This window comes from Streptomyces albidochromogenes (assembly GCF_005981925.1).
GTDB classification, from domain to species: Bacteria; Actinomycetota; Actinomycetes; order Streptomycetales; family Streptomycetaceae; genus Streptomyces; species Streptomyces albidochromogenes.
Genome location: NZ_VBVX01000659.1, coordinates 1 through 979, shown reverse-complemented (window position 1 = coordinate 979; position 979 = coordinate 1). Strand labels below are relative to the sequence as shown.

At 70.6% G+C, this 979-nt stretch carries 1 protein-coding gene and 1 pseudogene; both read right to left on the bottom strand.

The features are described from left to right. A pseudogene (locus E2E34_RS36905) lies at positions 1–176 on the bottom strand (ABC transporter permease); the annotation flags it as partial. Next, positions 173–979: ATP-binding cassette domain-containing protein (locus E2E34_RS34615; protein ID WP_138905757.1), on the bottom strand; the 807-nt coding region annotated here is incomplete at its 5' end. The gene E2E34_RS34615 and the pseudogene E2E34_RS36905, both read right to left, overlap by 4 nt.

Genomic DNA, 979 nt, shown 5'->3' with positions numbered 1-979 from the left:
CCGCCGTCACCGATGCCGGCGCTCATCGCGTCGCCGAAGATGTAGACGAAGAGCAGCAGCAGCATGACCGGCGTGAGCAGCAGGTTCAAGGTCAGGGACGGGTAGCGCCGGGCGTGCAGGAGGTTGCGGCGCAGCATCGTCGACGAGTCGCGCACAGCGAGAGTCAAAGAGCTCATCGGGCGTCCTCCTTTGGCTGGTTGAGCTGGGTCGGCAGGTTGGGACTCGTGAGGGCGAAGAACACGTCGTCGAGGTCGGGCGTGTGGACGGTCAGCTCGTCCGCTTCGACGCCGGCGGAGTCGAGGCGGTCGAGGACGGCGCGCAGCGCCCGCTGGCTGCCGTCGCTGGGCACCTTCAGCGTCAGCGCCTCGTCGTCGCGGGTGACTTCGCGCAGGGCGTGGGCGGCGTTGCGGTAGGCGGCGGGGTCGGCGAAGCGGAGGCGGACGTGTCCGCCGGGGATCAGCCGCTTCAGTTCCTCGGCGGTGCCCTGCGCGGCGATCGTGCCGTCGTTGAGCACGGCGATACGGTCGGCGAGTTCGTCGGCCTCCTCCAGGTACTGCGTGGTGAGGAAGACGGTGACGCCGCCCGTGACCAGTTCACGGATGATCTGCCACATGGTGTGGCGCGAGCGCGGGTCGAGGCCGGTGGTCGGCTCGTCGAGGAAGATGATCCGCGGGCTGCCGACCAGCGTCATGGCGATGTCCAGGCGGCGCTTCATGCCTCCGGAGTAGGTGGACGCGGGCTTCCTCGCCGCCTCGGTCAGGCCGAAGCGCTCCAGGAGCTCGGCGGCCACCCGCCGCCCCTCGCCGCGGGAGAGATGGTGCAGGTCCGCCATGAGGAGCATGTTCTCCTCCCCGGTGATCAACCCGTCCACGGCGGAGAACTGCCCGGTCACGCCGATCGCCGCCCGTACCGCCTGCGGGTCGGCGGCCAGGTCCTGGCCCGCGACCTGGGCCTGCCCGCCGTCCGCACCGATGAGCGT